Genomic DNA, 23,213 nt, shown 5'->3' on the forward strand with positions numbered 1-23,213 from the left:
GGTTCTCTTTTCAGTATGGCCAATTGTAAAGGAAACACCCCTTTATAAACAGAGTGATTTCGGGTAAAGAAAGTAAGAAAAAAAATAAAGGAAAGTAAATGATTTTGTAGAAGGTTGTCTGAGGAACACGAATAATAAGGAGGCATAAATGCAATGACTAGTTTTCAAGCAATGATGGTAGAAGAAACAGGCAATAAGGAAGTAGAAAAAAATATTCATACCCTTACATTGGATAATCTGCCAGAAGGAGAAGTGCTCGTAAAAGTTCATTACTCCAGTGTGAATTTTAAAGATGGTATGGCTTCGATGGCAAACGGAAACATTGTAAAAGAATACCCTATGGTGCCTGGTATCGATTTATCAGGAGTAGTGGAGGATTCATCGGATTCCCGTTATTCTAAAGGGGATCAGGTAATTGTAACGAGTTATGAGCTGGGTGTCTCTCACTACGGAGGCTTTGCTGAATATGCAAGAGTACCGGCAGAGTGGGTTGTACCGCTTCCAGAAGGATTAAATTTAAAAGAAGCAATGATATATGGAACGGCTGGTTTTACAGCTGGCTTATCGGTTTTGCGTCTTGAAGAAGAAGGGATTACTCCAGAAAGCGGCACGGTCCTTGTAACCGGGGCTACTGGAGGGGTAGGAAGTATGGCAGTGGCAATGCTTGCAAAACTCGGATACAACGTGGCGGCAAGTACCGGAAAAGCCTCTGAACATGAGTACTTAAAAGTACTTGGGGCAAAAGATATCCTTTCAAGAGAAGATGTTCAGCCAGAGAAAATTCGGCCTCTTGATAAACAGCGCTGGGCCGGGGTAGTAGATCCAGTCGGGGGAGAAACACTGGCCTATGCTTTAAGTACACTTTCATACGGCGGTGCGGCAGCAGTCAGCGGGTTGACTGGAGGGACAAAGGTTCCAGCCACGGTATTTCCGTTTATTTTAAGAGGTGTTAATTTAGTGGGTATTGATTCGGTTTACTGTCCAATGGATAGAAGAAAGCAGGTCTGGAACAGGCTGGCAGCTGATTTGAAAATGGACCGTCTGCTTGAAACTATTTCAAGTGAGATTACGTTAGATGAGCTGCCAGAAACATTAGACCAAATTCTTCAAGGTAAGGTGCGGGGCAGAAAAGTTGTTCGTTTATAAAAATATAAAAGAAGAGGGTCCCCGACATTAGCGGGGATCGTCTTCTTTGTTTGTGCCAAAAAGGTCCCGGCGAATTAAGGTCGTATTATTTAGTCAAAGCGTTTTCATTCACCAGCTGATCAAAATGTGCTAATGAAGCAGGGGTTTCATGAAAATCACTCTGGGAAAACATCTCTTCCAGAAAAATTTCTGAAATGAGAGGCTTTCGTTCGGGCTCTGCTTCTGCATCTTCTAAAGCAGTAACCGCCATAAAAATGTCCGTCATTTTGCTGGCCAGCTTTTTGGCATGATAAGTTTGTTTATCTTCGCTTGTTTGCTGAATTTGTAATAAAAATGATTGCAAATCTTGAAGAGCGGTGTTTACCATGTTTGTGTCATTTTTATTTACTTTTGTCAACTTGCTTAAGGAATTTTCCATTTCAGAGAGGAAGAGATGGCCTGCATCATATTTTTGCAGCAGCCTTTGAACTTCAAGGCCAAGAATGTTTGCTGTTCCTTCCCACACCGTTAAAACTTGAGCATCACGTAATAGTCTCGCCGTGACAAAATCTTCAATATAACCATTTCCTCCATGCATTTCTATTGCTTCATGAGAAAAAGTAACAGCTTCTTCGGCCGTTCTCAATTTTATAAGAGCAATGTAAAGCCGGTTGAGCGTAATTTCTTCCTCCGTACATGTGTCCCGGGAAGTCATAACCTTTTCAAACAATTGAATGATACGAAAACAGGCGCTCGTTTGTACTTCTTGCCGCGACAGCATACTCATTAACGTTTCTCGAACCATTGGGTAATCAGTAAGCTTTTTGCCGAACGCTTCTCTGTAATGGGCATATTCGAGTGCTTCATGATAAGCACGGCGCATGATGCCAACAGAAGCTACCGCATTACACACTCTCGAAAGGTTTAAAGCTTCCATCATATAATAAAAACCTTTTCCTGCTTCACCGACTAAGTAAGCTTTAGCTCCTTCTAAAAGTACTTCAGCTGATGGCACTGCCCGAACCCCTAATTTATCTTTCAGACGGCGAATGGAAAGGTTATTGTTTGTTCCGTCTTTGTTTTTCCACGGGATGAGAAAAAGACTTAATCCTTTCGTGCCAGCGGGAGCATGTTCCTGGCGGGCGAGCACCGCTGCCACCCCGCATGCCCCAGCATTAGAAGCAAAATATTTTTCTCCATACAGTCGGTAACACTTTCCATCTGAAAAGCTTGGGTTTCATTAGCCCCAACATCTGAACCGCCTTGCCGTTCAGTCAAAAAGGTAGCTCCTTCATATAATTCAGTTTCCTCAGTGGACAGCACATGCGGCAGAAATTTTTGTTTCAGCTCATCATTTCCATATTGGTCAATCAAGTAAGCAGTCGCCATCGTTAAAGTAACCGGACAATAGAAGCCGGGTTCTACTTGAGAAAGAAGATAACCTTGCGCATAAGAGTAAGTATAATTTCCTTTTCGCCCGAGCTCAGGTATGTTTTTATGAATATAACCTACAATCCCGGTATTATAAGTTTCTTTTACAGTATTTTTATATCCTTCATTCAGCCATACTTCTGATATGTCATCTCCGAATTTATTATATTTTATTAGTTTAGGCTGTCCTTCCCGGTCAGTATGACGAGCTCTTTCATCAAACACTTCACATCGGTCAGCAAAGGCAGATAAGCGTTCTTTTGCATATTGAAGCATCTCTTTGTCATTAAGATATCGGTGAAGAATATAAGACAAGTTGGAATCTTTCTCGAAAATATTCATTTAACAGCGCCTCCCGAATTAGTCTCTTTTTCCAGGCGGTCCAGCCTTTGTTTGAAATCGTGGTGCAAGTCATTTAATTCATCACGAAGAGCAATCATGTCATCTATTTTTTCATTTATCTCCTGCAGTTTTCTGTCTCCGTATTCAATGGTTCGCTTTAATTGTTTTTTTCCTGAGCGGTCTGCATCAAACAGTTCAATCATCTCTTCAATTTCGATTAATGAAAATCCGAATCTTTTTCCTCTTAAAATAAGTTTTAATCTCGTTTTGTCTTTTTTAGAATAGATTCTCTGGCCGCCTGCTGTACGCTCTGGAGTAATTAATCCTCTTTCTTCGTAATATCGAATTGATCGCGTGCTAATAACAAAAGTCTCCGCTAAATCAGAAATCGAAAAGGTCATTTTATACATCCCCCTCAATTTAGTCGGAATTTTCTCACATAATAATTTACGTTAACGTAAAAGTCAATAAGAAAAAAGAAAAAGGATTAAGCTCTTCTCTCTAGAAGCTAGGTGAGGGAAATGAGTTTGTATAGCATAAAAAAAGGGGTAAGGATACGTATGAATGTATTTTCTAAAGAACGATTGCTAACTTCAAATGAAAATGTGACACTAATTGAATCTCTTGACCCGGAAATCATGGCAGACCGACTAGCTCAATTGGCTGAAATTGGAAAAACGAAAGAGAGCGGTGTTACTCGCTATGTTTATACTCAAGAAGAAGCAGATGCCAAAAGTTTATTTCGTTCGTGGATGGAAAATGCGGGATTAAAAATAAGGGAAGATGCAGTTGGAAATATGTATGGAAGGCTCGAAGGAAAAGAGTCTCACCTTGCTGCTGTCCTTACAGGGTCTCATCTTGACACCGTTCCTAATGGGGGAGCGTTTGATGGAGCTTTAGGATGTGTCAGCTCTTTAATGGCCATTGAAGCGATTATTCAAGAGCAAGGACAGTTGAGACGCCCGCTTGAATTAGTAGTTTTTGCAGATGAAGAAGGTTCTAGGTTTGGAAGTGGATTGTTTGGGAGCCGCGCAGCGATGGGAGAAGTGAACAAGGAAGACTTGTTCCAGATGCGTGATAGAAACGGTGTTACGGCTGCAGAAGCAATGAAAAGGCAAGGTTATGCGCCAAATAAGCTAAAAAATTGTGTGTACCCGAAAGAAGAGATACATGCATTTTTAGAACTTCACATTGAACAAGGCAAACGATTAGAACAGCACGGGAAAAATATCGGAATTGTAAATGGAATTGCGGGACCTTCTTGGCTTGAAGTGCTTTTAGAAGGAGAAACAGACCATGCAGGCAATACACCCATGGATATGAGGGCAGACGCCGCAGCTGGAGCATCTGAATTGGTTCTGTCTATTGAACGTATTCCCCGGGAAATAAACTCGACTGCTGTCGCTACAGTAGGAAAATTGGCGCTTTTCCCAAACGGTTCTAATGTGATTGCAGGTAAAGCAGAGTTGATTGTAGATGTGAGAGACATTGATGAAGAAATTCGGGATAATATGCTAATCGAAATAAAGAGAGAAGCAGAGCGAATAGCTGAAGAAAGAGGACTTAACTCAGAAACAAAGATTCAGATTAAAATACCACCTGTCCTTGTCCCCGATTGGATTCAGGAAAATGCAAAAAAGGTGGCAGAAAAACTGGAACTTTCCTATGATTTTTTACCAAGCGGTGCCGGACATGATGCGATGATTTTAGGGAAGTACGTACCTTCCGGGTTAATATTTGTACCAAGCTATAAAGGAAAAAGTCACACACCGGAAGAATTTACGGCATTAAAGGATTGTATGAACGGTGCAGCAGCGTTAAAAGAAACCTTACAAAATATAGGAGAGGGTGTTAAATGATGATACTCATGTAAATAGTGTATTTTTTAACAGCCGAGGAAAAACTATACCATAGAAATAAAGAGAAGGTGAAACGATGCCATTTATACAGCATGTAGAGACTGTAAATGCCCCTTACCGTGTAAACCAAGAAGAAACAGTTGAAGTGGTTCGCGAGTTATTTGGTGAGCATTTTTCAGACATCGATCGTTTATTAAAAGTGTTTGGAAACGGTCAGATTGAAAGCCGCTATTTTGCTGCACCATTACCATGGTTCCAACAGAGCCATGACTTAGAAGAGAAAAATGAATTATATATAAATGAAGCTATAAAAATGGGAATCCAGGCGGTAACAGGGTGTTTACAGGAGATGAATACAGCCAAAGAAGAAATTGATGCCTTTTTCTTTATTTCAAGTTCCGGGATGGCGACTCCAACAATTGATGCTCGTATAATGAATGAATTACTTTTTCCTTCTCATATAAAACGTATTCCGATCTGGGGGCTCGGCTGTGCAGGAGGAGCCGCAGCCCTTAGTCGTGCCCATGAATTTTTACTGGCTTATCCTTCTGCTAAAGTGCTTGTACTTTGTCTTGAGTTGTGCAGCCTTACTTTTCAACGCGGCGACACATCAAAAAGTAATTTAATTGGTACTTCTTTGTTTGCAGATGGGGCTGCTTGTGCACTTATGACTGGGGAAGATATTAAACAAGAAAAGATTTCCCCACGGACCATAGATACGATGTCAACCTTAATGCCTCACTCGGAAGATGTTATGGGGTGGGATATTAAAAATGAAGGCCTTCATGTGATTTTTTCTAGAGACATTCCTTCAATTATAGAAGAGTGGCTTAAACCAAATGTCGAAACCTTTCTAGACAAGCTTAATAAAAAGCCAGCTGACATTACTCATTTTGTTGCTCACCCAGGCGGGAAAAAAGTACTGCAAGCTTATGAAAAGGCACTTGCATTTACAGAAGAAAAAACAGCACCATCAAGAGAAGTATTAGCTGTTCAGGGAAACATGTCGTCTCCTACGGTTTTATACGTTTTGAAAAAAATAATGAATCAGCAGCCTTCCGAGGGAGATAATGGCCTGGTCACAGCATTAGGCCCGGGTTTTAGTTCAGAACTGGTGTGGATTGAATGGGGAGAAAAAGGGATATGACTCTTTTTTTAATATTATTTACATTTGTCGTATTGCAGCGGCTTGCAGAAGTGATATATGCACATCAAAATGAAAAAAGAATGAAGGCAAAGGGAGCTGTTGAAATCGGAGCCTCTCATTATAAATGGATTGTTATGCTGCATATTTTTTTCTTCCTTTCATTAATAACAGAAGTGTCAGGAAGACAATTTGAGCTTGGTAAGGGTTGGCAGGTATTTTTACTGCTTTTTTTCATTGTCCAATGTCTCAGGATCTGGACGCTTGTATCATTAGGGCAATATTGGAACACTAAGATTATCGTCCTGCCGGGAGAAAAAAAAGTAAGCCAGGGACCGTACCGCTGGCTTTCCCACCCGAATTACGTCATTGTGGGTGTTGAAATTATAATCTTGCCTCTTATATTTGGTGCTTGGATAACTGCTTTATTTTTCTTTGCAGCCAATACAATTATCCTTCTAACTGTTCGAATTCCCGCCGAAGAAAGAGCACTCGAACACTTAAAAAAAATGACGAATGATTAGTACTTCCCACACTATCTAAAACGTGATATATTTTTCCCGAATTCATCATGAATGCGCTTTTAGCGGGGAAGGAAGCGGTTTAATATGTTTGAAGCTCTCCTTGAAAATGCCTTGTCTATGATCTTTATTATTTTTACTATCAACATTATCTATGTGACTTTATTTACGCTGCGGATGATTTTTACATTGAAAGGGCAGCATTATTTTGCCGGTGCAGTGGGTATGATAGAAATTGTTATATATGTTCTCGGTTTAGGACTCGTACTGGATAACCTCGATAATATTTGGAACTTAGCAGCATATGCGATTGGTTTCGGCACCGGAGTCGTAGTAGGGATGAAAATTGAAGAGAAGCTGGCCTTAGGTTATATTACGGTAAATGTTATTACGAAAGAATATGAGCCTGACATTCCAAATGCTCTCAGGGATAAAGGATATGGAGTAACAAACTGGGTAGCTTACGGGCGGGAAGGCGAGCGCTTGATGATGGAAATTTTAACGTCAAGAAAGTCCGAAACGGATTTATATAATAATATTAAAAAATTAGACCCAAAAGCTTTTATCATTTCACACGAACCGAAAGCATTTTTCGGAGGCTTCTGGGTAAAAGGAGTCAGACGTTAGGTTATTCAAGTGGATGTTACAGGAGGAAAAATAAATGTCTAAGAAATTAAAGAAAAAAAGATTCGAAGTAAGAGATGAAGAAACCATTGATGATTGTCTAAAAAGGATAGCAGAGGAGGGGTATTTTCCTGTTCGCCGCATGGAAAAACCTGTATTCGAAGAAGTAAAGAAAAATGGGAAAATAGATAATATTCCTGTGAAACAACAAATAATATTCGAAGCTAAGGTTAAATAACCGAACATTAAACTTGTCATAAGTTTTAATGTTCGATTTTTGATTGACAGATTTCGTGACAACTTGTTAAGCTATACATGTAACTAAACGGAAGAATTAAATATACCTCATATAATGTCAGGAATAAGGCCTGATAAGTTTCTACCTGGCGACCGTAAATCGCCGGACTATGGGGGAAGATATGCAAGCACCGGAGCATGAAACAGCCGGAGGCATCGCCTGTTCATCATGTCCAAATAAGTAAGTTTACCCCGGCAGGCTGGCAGCTTTCTCTCATAGGAAGAGATCTGTCATACCGGGGTTTTCTAATGTGCGATTTAAAGGGGAGAAAATAATGGAACCGCAAGTAGGAGTAATTATGGGAAGCACTTCTGATTGGGAAACAATGAAACATACTTGTGAGGTGCTTGAAGAACTATCTGTTCCTTATGAAAAAAAAGTAGTATCAGCTCACCGTACGCCTGATATGATGTTTGAATACGCGGAGAAAGCCCGCCAAAAAGGGTTGAAAGCAATTGTTGCCGGTGCAGGCGGCGCCGCCCACCTTCCTGGCATGGTAGCCGCTAAAACAACCCTTCCAGTGATTGGAGTTCCTGTACAATCGAGGGCTTTAAACGGCATGGATTCTCTCTTGTCCATTGCGCAAATGCCAGGCGGTGTTCCTGTTGCAACGGTAGCGATTGGAAAGGCTGGAGCTGTAAATGCAGGACTGCTTGCCGCAGAATTTCTGGCAGCTTTCGATCTTAAGCTTGCAGACCAGCTCGAAAAAAGGCGAGAAGAACTTCGACAAAAAGTTATAGAAACGGGTGATTTATCGTGAGTACTCTTCTCCCTCCTGGGAAAACCATTGGTATTTTAGGAGGCGGCCAGCTCGGAAGGATGATGGCATTAGCAGCGAAAGCGATGGGATTTCGAATTGCAGTGCTAGAACCAAAAACGGATTCACCAGCTGGTCAAACAGCTGACATTGAAGTAGAGGCGGCTTATGATGATAGAGAAGGAGCTGAAGAACTCGCTAAATATTGTGATGTTCTTACTTATGAATTTGAAAACATCGATGCCCCCACTGCTGCTTTTCTTGAAAAAACTCTTTACCTTCCGCAGGGCGGCAATCTGCTTTACACGACGCAGCACCGCATAAGAGAAAAAACTGCGATTGAAGAAGCAGGCGTTTTTGTATCGCCATATCGTCCGGTACAATCCAAAGAAGACTTAACCAAAGCTTTGGAAGAGCTTGGGAGGCCTGCCGTGTTGAAAACATGCCAGGGCGGATATGACGGAAAAGGCCAGGTAGTGATACAAGAAAATATGAATGCGGAAGAAGCGTTCGACACACTTAATGGAAATGAAAAAGATTTAGTGTTAGAAGCTTGGGTGCCCTTTGAAAAAGAAATTTCTGTAATTGTTACAAGAAGCACGACTGGGGAAGTCTCAACGTTTCCTGTCGGAGAAAACATCCATCAGAACAATATTCTGCACCAAACCATTGTGCCAGCGAGAATCAATTCTGACACGGAAAAAAAAGCAAGAAACATTGCTTATGAATTAGCAGAAATACTCGAACTTAAAGGGACTCTGGCTGTGGAAATGTTCGTATTAGATGATGGGGATATTTATGTAAATGAACTAGCCCCACGTCCCCATAACTCCGGTCATTACACGATAGAAGCATGTGAAACATCCCAGTTTGAACAGCATATACGAGCAATTTGCGGATGGCCGCTCGGGTCGACTAATTTATTAAAGCCTGTTGTAATGACTAATCTGCTCGGACAGCATATTCCTTTTGTCTATGATAATGTGGATAGTTTCACTGAAACCGGACATCTTCATGTGTACGGAAAAGATGAAGCAAAATACGGAAGGAAAATGGGACATTGGACAGTGCTTGGGAAAGATACAGAAGAAGCTCTTACAAAAACCAACCGCATTTGGGATAAACAAGCTTCTTCTATTAAATAAGACATTAGAAAAAAGGATAGAGAGTGGAGGAAATCTCATGATCGAACGGTATACGCGCCCTGAGATGGGGGCCATTTGGACAGAAGAAAATCGTTTTAATGCCTGGCTGGAAGTTGAAATCTCTGCATGTGAAGCTTGGGCAGAGCTTGGAGATATACCAAAAGATGATGTGAAAAAAATTCGGGAAAATGCCGGCTTTAATGTGGAACGTATTAACGAGATTGAAGCGGAAACAAGGCACGATGTAGTTGCATTCACCCGTGCAGTATCGGAAACCCTTGGCGAAGAAAGAAAGTGGGTTCATTACGGACTGACTTCCACAGACGTTGTAGATACAGCTCTTTCTTATTTACTAAAGCAAGCAAACGATATATTAGAAAAAGATCTTGAACGTTTTCTTACTATCTTGAAAGAAAAAGCGCTCGAACACAAATATACTGTGATGATGGGGCGTACACACGGGGTTCACGCTGAACCAACCACGTTTGGTCTGAAGCTTGCGTTATGGTATCAGGAAATGAAACGAAATTTAGAAAGGTTTAAAGCAGCGTCTGAAAGTGTAAGGGTAGGAAAGCTGTCCGGGGCAGTTGGAACGTTTGCAAACATCCCGCCGTTTATTGAGTCTTATGTATGTGAAAAGCTCGGGCTTGAGACAGCGCCAGTATCCACTCAAACCTTGCAAAGAGACCGGCACGCTCACTATTTAAGCACCATTGCACTTATTGCAACATCAATTGAAAAAATGGCAGTAGAAATTAGAGGGTTGCAAAAAAGCGAAACAAGAGAAGTGGAAGAGTTTTTTGCTAAAGGACAAAAAGGATCGTCCGCTATGCCTCATAAACGCAATCCGGTAGGCTCTGAAAACATGACTGGTCTTTCAAGGGTGATTCGCGGCCATATGATGACAGCTTATGAAAATGTACCGCTATGGCATGAACGTGATATTTCTCATTCTTCAGCAGAGCGAATTATTTTGCCTGATTCCACGATAGCACTCAATTACATGCTGAACCGATTTGGAAATATCGTAAAGAATTTGACTGTCTTCCCAGAAAATATGAAAGCGAATATGGAAAGGACGTACGGACTTATTTATTCGCAGCGGGTTCTTCTTACGCTTATCAATAAAGGAATGGTGCGGGAAGAAGCGTATGACCTCGTGCAGCCAAAAGCAATGGAAGCATGGGAAAAAGGAGTTCCTTTCCGTACGCTGGTGGAACAAGAGCCTCGTATTACAGAAACACTGACAGCAGAAGAAATCGATGACTGTTTTGACTATCATCACCATTTGCAGCGAGTAGATGAGATTTTCTCCAGAGCAGGTTTAAAATAAAGCGGGGCCAGTTAGCCCCCTCGATTTTACAGGTATTTTTAATCTTAAAGTATAGCAAGGAGGCGCTCTCCGATGCAAAAAGAAGAGCTGTTATATGAAGGGAAAGCAAAGAAGCTTTACCAAACGGATGAACCAGAGCTTTTATGGGTGGAATACAAAGATGACGCAACCGCTTTTAATGGAGAAAAAAAAGAAGTGCTTCACGGCAAGGGAAGGCTCAACAATGAAATTTCCTCTCTGTTGTTTCAAAAACTTAATGATTCTGGTATCTCCAGTCATTTTGTCAAAAAAATCTCGGCTACTGAACAGGTGGTAAAGCAAACCAGCATAAATCCTTTAGAAGTAGTAGTAAGGAATATTGTTGCAGGCAGTCTTCATAAAAGAATTGGAATAGACGAAGGCACAGAACTTGAGCAGGCAATTGTCGAATTTTATTACAAAGACGATGACCTTGGTGATCCACTTATCAACAACGATCACATTCGTATTCTTCAAGCTGCAGAGCCTGAACAGGTAAGCAATATGAAGAAACAGGCATTAGCAATTAATGAAACACTGAAACAGCACTTTGATAACTGCGGACTTCTGCTGGTAGATTTTAAGCTGGAATTTGGTATGACTGCAGATGGCGAACTTCTGTTAGCTGATGAAATATCTCCCGATACATGTCGGTTGTGGGATAAAGAAACAAGAGAAAAATTCGACAAAGATTTATTCCGTTTTGGCCTTGGTTCGCTGCAGGACGGATACAATGAAATTTTAAAAAGACTGGGAGGGGCTGTACGTGGTTAAAGTTCAAGTATATGTAACGCTTAAAGAAGGAGTTTTAGACCCGCAGGGAAGTGCAATTACTAATGCTCTTCACACAATGAACTACGAAGAAGTGAAAAGTGTAGAAACTGGTAAATATATAGAGCTGGAAGTAGAAAAAACAGAAAACCTGGAAGAGCGTGTAGAAGAAATGTGCGAAAAGCTTCTCTCCAATCCGGTCATAGAAGATTACACTTATAAAATCGGGGAGGCTGTATCTTAATGAAGTTTGCAGTCATTGTCTTTCCTGGTTCCAATTGTGACGACGATATGGTGTATGCAATTACAGAAGGATTGCAAGAAGAGGCAGATAAAGTTTGGTATACAGAAAAAAGTGTTGCAGAATATGATGCGATTCTGCTGCCAGGCGGCTTTTCTTATGGTGATTATCTGCGCTCTGGAGCTATTGCACGATTTGCACCAGTAATGAAGAGTGTCATCGAAGAAGCAGAAAAAGGGAAACCCGTATTAGGCGTATGCAATGGCTTTCAAGTGCTGCTTGAAGCAGGTCTTCTGCCCGGAGCAATGCAGCGAAACAAAGATTTGAAATTTATTTGCCGTCCAGTAGGGCTTTCCGTAGAAAATAATCAAACCGGTTTTACGGGAAGTTATCAAAAAGGGGAATCTATTACGATTCCGGTTGCTCATGGCGATGGCAATTATTATTGTGATAACAAAACCTTACAGCAATTAAAAGAAAATAATCAAATTGTGTTCACTTACAAAGATGATATCAACGGTTCTGTAGATGGTATCGCCGGTATTATTAATGAAAAAGGAAATGTTCTGGGTATGATGCCACACCCGGAACGTGCAACAACGAGTTTACTAGGAAGCAGTGATGGCTTAAAGCTTTTCCAATCGATCTTGAACCACTGGAGGGAATCTCATGTCCTTACTTCTTGAACCGTCACCCGAGAAAATTAAAGAAGAGAAAATATATCAGGAAATGGGTTTAACAGACGAAGAATTTGCATTTGCAGAGAAAATTCTCGGCCGTCAGCCTAATTACACAGAAACTGGTTTATTTTCAGTAATGTGGTCTGAACATTGCAGTTATAAACACTCAAAAGTACTGCTGAAAAAATTTCCAGTAAGCGGTGAAAAAGTGCTCCAGGGACCAGGAGAAGGCGCTGGAATTATCGACATTGGAGACGAGCAGGCGGTTGTATTTAAGATTGAGAGTCATAACCACCCTTCTGCCATTGAACCTTACCAGGGAGCTGCGACCGGGGTAGGCGGCATATTACGTGACGTTTTCTCAATGGGGGCAAAGCCGGTAGCGCTATTAAATTCTCTTCGCTTTGGAGAGCTTACTTCCCCGAAGGTTCGTTATCTATTTGAAGAAGTCGTAGCTGGTATTGCAGGTTATGGGAACTGTGTCGGTGTTCCTACAGTTGGCGGAGAGGTTCAGTTTGATCCATGCTATGAAGGAAATCCTCTCGTAAACGCAATGTGCGTAGGGTTAATTGACCATAAAGATATTCAAAAAGGACAGGCTAAAGGTGCAGGAAATACCGTGATGTATGTAGGCGCAAGTACTGGGAAAGACGGTATCCACGGAGCTACGTTTGCATCCGAAGAGTTAAGTGAAGAATCAGAAAGCAAACGCCCTTCTGTTCAAGTTGGTGATCCGTTTATGGAGAAACTGCTGCTTGAAGCTTGCTTAGAACTTGTTCAATCAGATGCTCTGATTGGAATTCAGGATATGGGAGCAGCTGGCTTGACATCGTCTTCAGCAGAAATGGCAAGTAAGGCCGGTTCTGGTATCGAAATGGATTTAGACAAGGTGCCGCAGCGTGAACAAGACATGACGCCATATGAAATGATGCTTTCAGAGTCTCAAGAGCGTATGCTTCTTGTTGTTGAAAAAGGCCGCGAACAAGAAATCAAAGAGATATGTGATCGATGGGGTCTCCTCTCAGCAGAAGTAGGGCACGTAACGGATGAAAAACAACTTCGTTTATGGCATAAAGGGGATCTTGTAGCGGATGTACCTGTTGATGCTCTGGCAGAAGAAGCCCCTGTTTATCACCCGCCTTCCAAAGAGCATTCTGCTTTTCAGTTTAATCAGCAGATTACAGAAACCGTTTTTTATATTGACGATATGAAACAAACACTGCTTGACCTGCTAAAGCAGCCAACAATCGCAAGCAAAGAATGGGTTTATGATCAATATGATTATATGGTACAAACAAACACCGTCGTCCAGCCAGGTTCTGATGCTGCTGTCCTACGTGTGCGCGGGAAAAATAAAGCACTGGCCATGACAACAGACTCTAACAGCCGTTATATATATTTAGACCCTGAAACTGGCGGTAAAATTGCTATTGCAGAAGCAGCGAGAAACATTGTTTGCTCTGGAGGTGTTCCACTCGGTCTTACAGACTGTCTGAATTATGGCAGTCCAGAGAATCCTGAAATATACTGGCAGCTTGAGAAGTCGACAGATGGAATGAGCGAAGCTTGTGAACAGCTGCAAACTCCTGTTATTGGCGGAAATGTTTCTCTTTATAACGAAACAAAAGAAGGAGCTGTTTATCCAACTCCCGTTGTAGGGATGGTGGGGCTCATTGAAGATTTAGATCATATCACCACCCAATCCTTTAATAATGAAGGCGACCTGATTTATTTAATCGGAGAGACGAAAGCCGAATTCGGAGGCAGTGAGCTGCAAAAGCTGTTAGAAGGCGATATTTCAGGAAAAGTTCCATCAATCAACCTGGAGATAGAAAAAGAACGTCAGCAAAAGCTTTTAAATGCTATACGAAAGCAGCTTGTATCTTCAGCACATGATATAGCTGAAGGAGGGCTGGCTGTAGCAGCAGCTGAAAGCCTGATTGGCACAGGCTTAGGAGCAAAGCTGACAATCAAAGAAGATATTGCCGCTCAGCTTTTCTCTGAAACACAGTCGCGTTTTCTTGTTTCAGTACCAGAGAACAAAAAAGAAGAATTTGAAGGTGTTATTCCGGAAGCTCGTGCTATTGGAACGGTAACACAGGAGGAGAAGCTTGAGATTCATAGTCCATCAGGAGAAATCGTGCTTCAGGCGGAAGCAGAAGAATTAGAAAGCGCCTGGAAAGGAGCTATTCCATGCTTGGTGAAATCAAAGGACTAAACGAAGAATGTGGAGTTTTTGCCGTATGGGGACACAAGGATGCTGCGCAAATTACGTATTATGGACTGCACAGTTTACAGCATCGTGGACAAGAAGGAGCAGGAATTGTTGTAAGTGATGGAGAGCAGTTATCTATTCACAAAGGGCTTGGCCTGGTAACAGAAGCATTTAAAGAAGGAGAACTAGACCAGTTGAACGGCCATGCTTCAATTGGTCACGTTCGCTACGCGACAGCCGGAGGCGGTGGGTTAAATAACTGCCAGCCTCTCTTGTTTCGTTCGCAAACCGACAGCCTTGCCATAGCTCATAATGGAAACTTAGTCAATGCACACGGAGTAAAACACCAGCTTGAAAACCAGGGAAGTATTTTTCAATCTACTTCAGACACTGAAGTTCTTGCTCATCTTATTAAGCGAAGTGTATATCCGCGTCTTGAAGATAAGCTTACAAACGCTTTGTCCATGCTTAAGGGCGCCTATGCATTTGCGGTAATGACTGAGGATAAGCTAATGGTTGCTCAAGACCCGAACGGTTTGCGTCCGCTATCACTAGGCCGCCTTGGAGATGCGTATGTCGTTGCTTCCGAAACGTGTGCGTTTGACGTAGTAGGGGCAGAATACGAACGCGAAGTGCAGCCAGGTGAAATCATTACATTTGATGAAAACGGCATGCATTCTGAACTATTTTCCAATGCAGCTCCGCGTCGTCTTTGTAGTATGGAATATATTTACTTTTCACGTCCCGATTCCAATTTAGATGGGATTAACGTTCATACTGCTCGTAAAAACCTTGGAAAAAAATTGGCGGAAGAAGCTCCTGTAGAAGCAGATGTTGTAACAGGGGTGCCTGATTCTTCTATTTCTGCCGCGATCGGTTATGCAGAACAAACCGGCATTCCTTACGAATTAGGAATGATTAAGAATAGATACGTGGGACGAACGTTTATCCAGCCATCTCAGGAGCTTCGTGAACAAGGGGTAAAAATGAAACTCTCACCTGTACGTGGAGTCGTAGAAGGAAAACGTGTAGTGATGGTGGATGATTCCATCGTTCGGGGAACTACTAGCCGCCGCATCGTGCGTATGCTAAAAGATGCCGGGGCAGCAGAAGTTCATGTGCGAATTAGTTCGCCTCCTATTACCCATCCTTGTTTTTATGGAATAGACACCTCTACTAAGTCAGAACTTATTGCAGCCAGTCATTCCGTAGAGGAAATGAAAGAAAGAATGGGCGCAGATTCTCTATCCTTTATTAGTATTGACGGCATGTTGAATGGAATCGGCCGGGAACATTATGATTCCAATTGTGGTCAGTGCCTGGCTTGTTTTACCGGAAATTATCCGACGGAAATTTATCAAGATACTCTTCATCCCCATGATAAAGTGACGAACTGTTAAGATTTTAGAGCAATAAGAGGAGGCTCATTTTCATGTCTGAGGCATATAAAAAAGCCGGTGTCAACGTAGAAGCTGGCTATGAAGCAGTAGAAAGAATGAAAAAACACACCAGCCGCACGCTTCGGCCGGAAGTAATGGGGGGACTGGGAGGATTTGGAGCAATGTTTGATTTTTCCTCCCTGCCTTATAAAGAACCGGTCCTTATTTCTGGCACAGATGGGGTTGGGACAAAGCTTATGCTCGCCTTTGCCATGAACAAACATGATACGATTGGAAAAGATGCGGTTGCCATGTGCGTGAATGACATTGCTGTTCAAGGCGCAGAGCCTCTTTATTTTCTAGATTATCTTGCATGTGGAAAAGCAGAGCCTGAGAAGATTGAAGCAATTGTAAAAGGCGTTGCTGATGGCTGTGAAGAAGCAGGATGTGCGCTGATTGGCGGAGAAACGGCGGAGATGCCGGGAATGTATGAGGAAGATGAATATGACCTGGCTGGTTTTACCGTCGGGGCGGCCGAAAAAAGCTCTATTATTACAGGGGAAAATATCTCCCCTGGAGATATTTTAATAGGGCTGCCGTCATATGGTATTCACAGCAATGGATTTTCCCTTGTGCGGAAAGTGCTGATTGAACAAGCTGGGCTGGATCTAAATGAGACGTATTCTCCGTTTGACCGGCCGCTTGGAGAAATACTTTTAGAACCTACACGCATTTATGTGAAAGCAATAAAAGCGTTAAGAGAAAATGCGGCAGTGAAAGGGATGGCTCATATTACCGGCGGAGGTTTTTATGAAAATATTCCTCGTATGCTTCCAAACGGTTTAGGAGCAGCTGTTGATCCATCCAATTGGAAACTGCCGCTAATCTTTTCGTTTATCGAGAAACACGGAAATCTTTCTCTGCGTGACATGTATGGTACCTTCAATATGGGAATTGGTTTAGTTGCTGCCGTTGATGCAGCAGAGGCAGAAAAAGCAGTCGCTGTTTTAAAAGAGAATGGAGAAGATGCTTGTATCATTGGTGCGGTTACGGAAGCAGGGGAGCTTGTGATTGAGAGGGGGAGTCTCTCATGAAACTGGCTGTTTTTGCATCAGGGAGCGGATCTAACTTTCAAGCTATAGTAGATGCAGTTGAAGAAGGAAGGCTTCAAGCAGAAATATCTTTGCTTGTATGTGATAAACCAGGGGCATACGCAGAAAAAAGAGCTCAAACACATGGCATTTCTGTTTTTTCCTTTCACCCAAAAGAGTATTCCGGCAAAGCTGCTTTTGAAGAAGAAATTGTAAAGCAGCTTCGGCAGCAAGAAATTGATATGATAATATTAGCTGGATATATGAGACTAATTGGTCCAACACTTCTTCATTCCTACGAGGGTCGTATTTTTAATATTCATCCTTCTCTTCTGCCGGCATTTCCTGGAAAGGATGCGATTGGCCAGGCATGGCGGGCAGGGGTAAAAGTAACGGGTGCTACTATTCACATGGTAGACGAAGGAATGGATACTGGAACAATAATTGCACAAGAAGCAATTCCGGTTAAAGCTACGGATTCTCTCCAGTCACTGACAAAAGCTATTCAAGCCGTAGAACATCGCTTATATCCGGACACGATTCAATCAATTATTGAGAAACGTACGTTGGAAGGGAGCCAAATTAAAAATGAGCATTAAACGAGCATTAATTAGTGTTTCAAATAAGGAAGGCATTCTTCCTTTCGCTAAACAGCTGGAAGAAGAGGGTGTAGAAATTATTTCTACAGGCGGGACGAGCCGTATTTTAAAAGAAGGCGGCGTTAATGTTACTGGAGTTACGGAAGTTACCGGATTTCCAGAAATCCTTGATGGGAGAGTCAAAACACTGCATCCTAATATTCATAGTGGACTTCTTGCTATGCGTAATAAAAAAGAGCATGCTGCCGAGTTAAAGGAACAAGGAATTGCCCCCATTGATCTTGTTGTAGTCAATTTATATCCCTTCAAGCAAACGATCGAAAAACCAGATACAGATTTTGAAGAAGCTATTGAAAACATTGATATTGGCGGTCCAAGCATGCTGCGCGCAGCGGCTAAAAACCATAAGTATGTCACCGTAGTAACGGATCCCGAAGATTACGAAACAGTATTGCAAGAGTGGCTTACAGATGGAGACGTTTCAACGGAAACGAAAAGACGCCTTGCTGCAAAAGTGTTTCGGCACACAGCTTCCTATGATGCCCTTATTGCTAATTATTTAACGGAACAATCAGGAGAGCTGTATCCTGAAACATATACGGTCACCTATGAGAAAAAACAAGATCTTCGTTATGGGGAAAATCCTCATCAGAACGCTGCTTTTTACCGTGAGCCAATTGGTCCGTTAAGTTCTATTGCTAACGCCATTCAGCTGCACGGAAAAGAACTTTCATACAATAATATAAATGATGCTGAGGCAGCCCTTTCTATTGTGAAAGAATTCGGCCAGCCGGCAGCTGTAGCTGTAAAACATATGAATCCATGCGGAGTTGGGGTAGGAGAAAATATTTTTGATGCGTATGAAAAAGCATTTGAAGCCGATCCTGTCTCCATTTTTGGTGGTATTATCGCCCTGAACCGGGAAGTAGATAAAGAAACGGCACAGAAAATGAAAGAAATTTTCCTTGAAATTATTATCGCTCCAACCTTTACACAAGAAGCACTCGATATTTTGACAGTAAAGAAAAACCTTCGCTTATTAACAGTTACTTTGGACGAAGAGCCTCAAGAGCGCTCTAAAATCACGTCGGTTCATGGAGGGGCTCTTATTCAGGAAGAAGATCGAAAAGGGTTCTTAGATGCAGGTGTGCGCGTTGTAACAGAACGGGAACCAACAGAACAAGAATGGCAGGATCTGAAGCTTGCTTGGAAAGTGGTAAAACATGTTAAATCAAATGCAATATTGCTTACAAAAGATGATATGACTATTGGTGTTGGTGCCGGACAAATGAATCGCGTGGGTGCTGCGAAAATAGCAATTGAACAGGCCGGCGAGAAAGCAAATGGAAGCGCGATGGGATCCGATGCATTTTTCCCAATGAAAGATACAGTAGAGGAAGCAGGAAAAGCTGGTATTAGCGCTATCATTCAGCCAGGTGGTTCAATTCGAGACGAAGAATCCATTGAAAAAGCAAATGAACTAGGGATTACAATGGTCTTTACAGGGATGCGCCACTTTAAACACTAAATTGGGTTGTTATGTTCAAAGGAGGATCCTTTATAAATGAAAGTGCTGGTAATCGGAAGCGGCGGCAGAGAACACGCTATTGCTGCAAAATTAGCTGAAAGTAATAAGGTGGATAAAGTGTACGCTGCCCCTGGAAATCCGGGAATGCAGCATACGGCAGAGTGTATAGATGTGAAAGAAAACGATCATGAGCGTTTAATCCATTTTGCGAAAGATAATGAGGTTACCTTTACCGTAGTCGGACCTGAAGCCCCGCTGCTTGATGGAATAGTAAATCATTTTCAAGAAGCCGGCCTTAAAGTTTTTGGCCCTACTCAGGAAGCGGCTCTTATTGAAGGCAGCAAGTCGTTTGCTAAGTCGTTAATGGAGCGTTATCACATTCCGACAGGCTCTTATAAAGTGTTTTCCCAATACGATGAGGCTGCTGATTATATTGAAAAAAATGGAGTTCCTATTGTAATTAAAGCAGACGGATTGGCGGCAGGAAAAGGCGTAACAGTAGCTTTTTCCAAAAAAGAAGCATTAGAAGCTCTGTCTGACATTTTAGAAGACAATAAGTTTGGGGATGCCGGTTCAGAAGTTGTCTTAGAGGAATATCTTGAAGGAGAAGAGCTTTCCTTGATGGCTTTTGTTCACGGAGAAACAGTTATTCCTATGGTCGGGGCACAGGACCATAAACGAGCATATAACGGAGATGAAGGTCCAAACACCGGAGGAATGGGAGCTTACAGCCCGGTTCCGCAATTTACAAATAATGATATTGACAGAGCTGTCCGCGAGGTGCTGCAGCCGGCAGCTTCAGGCTTAGTAAAAGAAGGATGCTCCTTCACCGGAATATTATACGCGGGACTGATGATGACGGAGGAAGGACCGAAAGTTATTGAGTTTAATGCTCGTTTCGGAGACCCTGAAGCACAGGTGGTACTTCCCAGGTTAAAATCAGATCTTTCTTCAGTCATTCTTGAGCTGTTAAACGGAGGAGTCCCGGAGCTGGAATGGTCGAGTGAAGCTGTTTTAGGAGTGGTCGCAGCTTCTAAAGGCTACCCAGGTTCTTATGAAAAATATAAACCGTTAACTTCACTGCCTTCTTCGGAATATCTATATTATGCAGGAGTAGAGAAAGAAGGAGACCAACTTTTAACTGCGGGAGGCCGTGTACTTTTAGCAGCGGAAAAAGCCTCCCGGTTGAAAGAAGCAAAAGAAGCAGTATATCAAAAGCTTGAAAAGCTCGAAACTGAATATCTTTTTTACCGAACAGATATTGGGGATAAAGCTATCTTTCGCGACGATACCTAGTGAAACCTATGATAAGCACCGCTATTGTACCAATAATCATGGCATAAACAAATAATGTATCAAGAGCAAAATCCCGCAGAAAAGGTACAAGCATAACCAATTCTCCTTTCTTAGAAAATCTTGGCTTTCGCCTTTTAAAAGAAACCGGTCGGTATTGGGATATTCCCGTGCCGGACCGGTTTTTTGAGTGTTTAGGAAATTATATTTTTCGAGTTGTGGATAACTATCTCCATATTGTTTGATCCGCGTCTAGCTTCAGCGCCCAGCCTCTCGGGGTTAAATAACCTCCAGTCATTAAAGGCAAAGAGCGCCTTTAGTGACTGGAGAACATTTACCTGTCGAGGCTGATCAGGGCGCTTGCGCTTTTGTTCCTAATAATGTGAATTTACATTTGTTTGTTAGATAATCTCTTAAATCAGTAGGAAAAAACCAGAATCTCTTGCTACACTATCATCATATTGTTTTCTTAAGTTATATTTTTTACAATTCATTCATCGAAGGATCTGTTGGGGATACTTCTGATTCGGCATGATTTCTTTGCGCAGAAATACTGTCTGTTATCATCTTAGTCAGCGGACAAAAACGAGTAATACCTTCTGCTACTTTCATCGCTCCCATCATGGTGCATACAAGATGTCTGCTATTACGGCGGTATCTGGTTAATTCTGCTGTGGACCATGCCAGAATAGTTAAACCGCAAGTGATTCGAACCATTGCATTTAAAGTGCCAATATTAGGTTTCATGACTAGCCTCCTTAAAAAAATCTTTGAAATCTTGTCACTTACTTTCATGGAGTAATGAGTGAAAATATGATACGATAGGGAAACATAACGCACAGGACGTACTACAATGCTACAGGGCGTGTGTGTGTTCAGCAGAAGTTCTAATGCAACTACTGTCGTTATATTCCTAACGGATTGGCTGCTGGTGTTAGCTTCCTTTAACACGGTGATAAGTCAATTTTTTAAAGAGCAATATGCAAAAAGGACATTAAGAAAGCAGGTGACGATTATGGCAACTCAGCTATTTCGCTGGAATAAACAAACATTAAGACGCCAGCTTTCCGTAATTCGCGGTGAAATGGCGCCAACCATTGTACTAAAAAACGCAACCTATCTAAGCAGCGCACGAAAAACATGGATGGAGGGCCATATCTGGATATACGAAGATCGAATTGTTTACACAGGTAAATATTTGCCTGAGAAAACGGAAGGGACAGAGATTGTCGATTGTCAAGGAAAACACATAGTGCCCGGTTATATCGAACCGCATGCCCATCCATTCCAGTTATATAATCCCCACACACTTGCGGAATATGCATCTGTGCGCGGAACAACTACATTAATTAATGACAACATGTTTTTCTTTTTAAATATCGAAAAAAGGAAAGCGCTTTCACTCATTGAAGAGTTAAATGAATTACCTACTTCAATGTTTTGGTGGGGCAGGTATGATGCCCAGACCGAATTGGAGGAAGAAGATGCATTGTTTTCACCGTCAAACATGAAGTCATGGCTTGAGCATCCTCTTGTGGTCCAGGGTGGAGAATTAACGTCATGGCCAAAAGTAATGACAGGGGACGAAACCGTACTTCACTGGATGCAGCATACAAAAGAATTAAACAAACCGATTGAAGGCCACCTGCCGGGTGCTTCATATAGCACTATTACACAAATGGCTCTGTTAGGTGTGAGCGGTGATCATGAAGCCATGAACGGAGAAGAAGCATTAAGAAGATTAGATGCTGGAATGACTACTTCTCTTCGTTACTCTTCCATTCGGCCTGATTTGCCAAAATTATTAGAGGAATTACTTGAGGCCGGGATTACAGATTTCAGCCGTTTTACTTTAAACACAGATGGTTCAACCCCTGCGTTTTACAGACAAGGTGTGATTGATAAAACGATTGCTATTGCTTTAGAGAAAGGCGTACCAGCTATAGAAGCATATGAAATGGGAAGTTATAATGCTGCAAGACATTACGGCTTAGATGATCAAATTGGAATGATTGCTCCAGGTCGTATTGCCCATCTGAATATTTTAAGGGATGTTAATAATCCTGTTCCTGAAAGTGTATTAGCTAAAGGGAAATGGGTGTTTAAAGACGGGCAAAGTCATTATCCTGACCGGCATTTTTCATGGGAAGACTACGGGATGCATCCCTTTATGATTGACTGGGAATTAACTGAAGACGATCTCCATTTTTCCATGCCGGTGGGAATCGAGCTGGTCAACTCTGTTATTTTAAAGCCTTACCAGATAAGTGTAGATGTTACAAATGAACATCTTTCAGAAAAACATGATGAGTGTTTCTTTGTGATGCTGGATCGTCATGGAAAATGGCGCATTAACACTGTAATAAAAGGATTTGGCACCAACCTTGGAGGTCTTGCTACTACTTTTTCCAATACAGGAGATATTGTATTAATTGGAAAAAATAAAAGGGATATGAGAAAAGCATTTGAAGAATTGAAACAGCATGATGGAGGAATTTTTCTTGTGGAGGATGGAGAATTAATTGAAAGTGTTCCTTTAAAATTATTCGGTGCTATGTCTTTAGAACCGATGGATGACGTGATCGAAAAGCATGCGAGTTTAGAACATGCTTTAAAGGAAAGAGGATACCCGCATGAAGATCCGATCTACAGCCTCCTTTTCTTTTCTTCCACACATCTTCCTTATATCAGGGTGACTCAAAGAGGAATTTTTGATGTTCATAAGAAAACGGTACTCTTTCCTTCGATTATGCGTTAAACTGTAAAAGTACAGGGATTAAAAAACATGCTGTTCAATCGATAAAGCACACTTGACCAAC

General features: G+C 41.9%; 22 protein-coding genes, 1 pseudogene and 1 riboswitch. Of the genes and pseudogenes, 19 read left to right on the forward strand and 4 right to left on the reverse strand.

Annotation, left to right across the window (positions count from 1 at the left end; all coding sequences use genetic code 11):
- Positions 1-153: 153 nt before the first annotated feature.
- Positions 154-1,146, forward strand: coding sequence for an NADPH:quinone oxidoreductase family protein (locus tag ACE1TI_RS16875; RefSeq protein ID WP_375008723.1), 993 nt, complete (start codon positions 154-156; stop codon positions 1,144-1,146).
- 85 nt (positions 1,147-1,231) lie between these two features.
- Here the strand turns inward: ACE1TI_RS16875 and ACE1TI_RS16880 are convergent.
- Positions 1,232-2,898: pseudogene (locus tag ACE1TI_RS16880) on the reverse strand (acyl-CoA dehydrogenase family protein).
- Positions 2,895-3,299, reverse strand: coding sequence for a MerR family transcriptional regulator (locus ACE1TI_RS16885; RefSeq protein ID WP_375008724.1), 405 nt, complete (start codon positions 3,297-3,299; stop codon positions 2,895-2,897). The pseudogene ACE1TI_RS16880 and the gene ACE1TI_RS16885 overlap by 4 nt, the downstream one beginning before the upstream one ends.
- 159 nt (positions 3,300-3,458) lie before the next feature.
- Between ACE1TI_RS16885 and ACE1TI_RS16890 the strand changes: the two genes are divergently transcribed.
- The 17 genes from ACE1TI_RS16890 (at position 3,459) to purD (ending at position 20,397) form a co-directional block, all read left to right on the forward strand.
- Positions 3,459-4,757, forward strand: coding sequence for a Zn-dependent hydrolase (locus ACE1TI_RS16890; RefSeq protein WP_375008725.1), 1,299 nt, complete (start codon positions 3,459-3,461; stop codon positions 4,755-4,757).
- A 76-nt stretch (positions 4,758-4,833) separates the two neighbouring features.
- Complete coding sequence (locus ACE1TI_RS16895; protein WP_375008726.1) at positions 4,834-5,904, forward strand: type III polyketide synthase; 1,071 nt, start codon at positions 4,834-4,836, stop codon at positions 5,902-5,904.
- Positions 5,901-6,425, forward strand: a complete 525-nt coding sequence (locus tag ACE1TI_RS16900; protein ID WP_375008727.1) for an isoprenylcysteine carboxyl methyltransferase family protein — start codon at positions 5,901-5,903, stop codon at positions 6,423-6,425. The genes ACE1TI_RS16895 and ACE1TI_RS16900 overlap by 4 nt, the downstream gene beginning before the upstream one ends.
- An 84-nt stretch (positions 6,426-6,509) precedes the next feature.
- Positions 6,510-7,049, forward strand: a complete 540-nt coding sequence (locus ACE1TI_RS16905) for a DUF2179 domain-containing protein (protein WP_375008728.1) — start codon at positions 6,510-6,512, stop codon at positions 7,047-7,049.
- A 34-nt stretch (positions 7,050-7,083) separates the two neighbouring features.
- Positions 7,084-7,284 carry an NETI motif-containing protein gene (locus ACE1TI_RS16910; protein ID WP_375008729.1) on the forward strand — a complete coding sequence of 67 codons (201 nt, stop codon included), beginning with the start codon at positions 7,084-7,086 and terminating at the stop codon, positions 7,282-7,284.
- Between the two features lie 87 nt (positions 7,285-7,371).
- Positions 7,372-7,474: riboswitch (purine riboswitch) on the forward strand.
- Positions 7,475-7,618: 144 nt separating this feature from the next.
- Entirely contained in the window at positions 7,619-8,104 is a 486-nt protein-coding gene (purE, locus tag ACE1TI_RS16915) for a 5-(carboxyamino)imidazole ribonucleotide mutase (RefSeq protein WP_375008730.1), read from the forward strand.
- Complete coding sequence (gene purK / locus ACE1TI_RS16920) at positions 8,101-9,246, forward strand: 5-(carboxyamino)imidazole ribonucleotide synthase (RefSeq protein ID WP_375008731.1); 1,146 nt, start codon at positions 8,101-8,103, stop codon at positions 9,244-9,246. Before purE ends, purK begins: the two co-directional genes overlap by 4 nt.
- 37 nt (positions 9,247-9,283) lie before the next feature.
- Positions 9,284-10,579 carry an adenylosuccinate lyase gene (gene purB, locus ACE1TI_RS16925; RefSeq protein WP_375008732.1) on the forward strand — a complete coding sequence of 432 codons (1,296 nt, stop codon included), beginning with the start codon at positions 9,284-9,286 and terminating at the stop codon, positions 10,577-10,579.
- Positions 10,580-10,651: 72 nt separating this feature from the next.
- The gene (gene purC / locus ACE1TI_RS16930; protein WP_375008733.1) at positions 10,652-11,371 is read left to right on the forward strand and encodes a phosphoribosylaminoimidazolesuccinocarboxamide synthase; all 720 of its coding nucleotides are present in this window, start codon (positions 10,652-10,654) and stop codon (positions 11,369-11,371) included.
- Positions 11,364-11,612, forward strand: a complete 249-nt coding sequence (gene purS, locus ACE1TI_RS16935) for a phosphoribosylformylglycinamidine synthase subunit PurS (RefSeq protein WP_375008734.1) — start codon at positions 11,364-11,366, stop codon at positions 11,610-11,612. The genes purC and purS overlap by 8 nt, the downstream gene beginning before the upstream one ends.
- Entirely contained in the window at positions 11,612-12,295 is a 684-nt protein-coding gene (gene purQ / locus ACE1TI_RS16940; RefSeq protein ID WP_375008735.1) for a phosphoribosylformylglycinamidine synthase subunit PurQ, read from the forward strand. The genes purS and purQ overlap by 1 nt, the downstream gene beginning before the upstream one ends.
- On the forward strand, positions 12,279-14,507 hold the full coding sequence (purL, locus tag ACE1TI_RS16945) for a phosphoribosylformylglycinamidine synthase subunit PurL (protein ID WP_375008736.1): 2,229 nt from the start codon (positions 12,279-12,281) through the stop codon (positions 14,505-14,507). Before purQ ends, purL begins: the two co-directional genes overlap by 17 nt.
- Complete coding sequence (gene purF, locus ACE1TI_RS16950) at positions 14,483-15,904, forward strand: amidophosphoribosyltransferase (RefSeq protein WP_375008737.1); 1,422 nt, start codon at positions 14,483-14,485, stop codon at positions 15,902-15,904. Before purL ends, purF begins: the two co-directional genes overlap by 25 nt.
- A gap of 32 nt (positions 15,905-15,936) precedes the next feature.
- Entirely contained in the window at positions 15,937-16,977 is a 1,041-nt protein-coding gene (gene purM / locus ACE1TI_RS16955) for a phosphoribosylformylglycinamidine cyclo-ligase (protein ID WP_375008738.1), read from the forward strand.
- Entirely contained in the window at positions 16,974-17,573 is a 600-nt protein-coding gene (purN, locus tag ACE1TI_RS16960; RefSeq protein WP_375008739.1) for a phosphoribosylglycinamide formyltransferase, read from the forward strand. The genes purM and purN overlap by 4 nt, the downstream gene beginning before the upstream one ends.
- Positions 17,563-19,101 (forward strand): bifunctional phosphoribosylaminoimidazolecarboxamide formyltransferase/IMP cyclohydrolase, encoded by a 1,539-nt coding sequence (gene purH, locus ACE1TI_RS16965; RefSeq protein ID WP_375008740.1) that lies wholly within the window; start codon positions 17,563-17,565, stop codon positions 19,099-19,101. The genes purN and purH overlap by 11 nt, the downstream gene beginning before the upstream one ends.
- Before the next feature lie 36 nt (positions 19,102-19,137).
- A complete protein-coding gene (gene purD, locus ACE1TI_RS16970) occupies positions 19,138-20,397 on the forward strand; it encodes a phosphoribosylamine--glycine ligase (RefSeq protein WP_375008741.1) in 1,260 nt (419 codons plus the stop codon).
- On the opposite strand, the gene ACE1TI_RS16975 is transcribed toward purD, so the two are convergent.
- Together ACE1TI_RS16975 and ACE1TI_RS16980 are read right to left on the reverse strand one after the other, a co-directional pair.
- Positions 20,375-20,491, reverse strand: coding sequence for an EYxxD motif small membrane protein (locus ACE1TI_RS16975; protein ID WP_375008742.1), 117 nt, complete (start codon positions 20,489-20,491; stop codon positions 20,375-20,377). The genes purD and ACE1TI_RS16975 overlap by 23 nt on opposite strands.
- Positions 20,492-20,877: 386 nt before the next feature.
- Positions 20,878-21,141 (reverse strand): YgaP family membrane protein, encoded by a 264-nt coding sequence (locus ACE1TI_RS16980; protein WP_375008743.1) that lies wholly within the window; start codon positions 21,139-21,141, stop codon positions 20,878-20,880.
- A 268-nt stretch (positions 21,142-21,409) separates the two neighbouring features.
- Between ACE1TI_RS16980 and ACE1TI_RS16985 the strand changes: the two genes are divergently transcribed.
- Positions 21,410-23,152: an adenine deaminase C-terminal domain-containing protein gene (locus tag ACE1TI_RS16985; RefSeq protein WP_375008757.1), complete on the forward strand. Its 1,743-nt coding sequence runs from the start codon at positions 21,410-21,412 to the stop codon at positions 23,150-23,152.
- Positions 23,153-23,213: the final 61 nt, after the last annotated feature.

It is taken from the genome of Alteribacillus sp. JSM 102045 (assembly GCF_041949975.1).
In the GTDB taxonomy this organism is placed as follows: Bacteria; Bacillota; Bacilli; order Bacillales; family Marinococcaceae; genus Alteribacillus.